This window comes from Pseudomonas sp. SWRI111, from assembly GCF_014268555.1.
GTDB classification, from domain to species: Bacteria; Pseudomonadota; Gammaproteobacteria; order Pseudomonadales; family Pseudomonadaceae; genus Aquipseudomonas; species Aquipseudomonas hamedanensis.
Genome location: NZ_JABWQQ010000089.1, coordinates 1 through 281, shown reverse-complemented (window position 1 = coordinate 281; position 281 = coordinate 1). Strand labels below are relative to the sequence as shown.

General features: G+C 37.7%; 1 protein-coding gene. It reads left to right on the top strand.

Going from position 1 to position 281, the window contains the following annotated elements:
• Positions 1–281, top strand: a 281-nt coding sequence (locus HU755_RS27060) for a transposase (protein ID WP_186638320.1), incomplete at both ends; no start/stop codon positions are given.

Genomic DNA, 281 nt, shown 5'->3' with positions numbered 1-281 from the left:
GAACAGGGAACACTCAGAAGCTGGAAAACAGACAAACATGATGCCCATAAATTAGCACAAATTCATCCATTTGTGGATCGATCAGAAAAAGTACAACAACCTGAAATTTATACAGAACTTCGTGATCTTTCGCGCTTTTATCAAGAAATAGAAGGACAAATAAAACATACTCGGATGTACTTGCACCATGCACTTCAAGTAAGCTTTCCGGAGCTTGAACGATTCTTTTCCAGTAGAGTAACACCTTATGCTTTAACACTAATAGAGTTATTTCCACATCC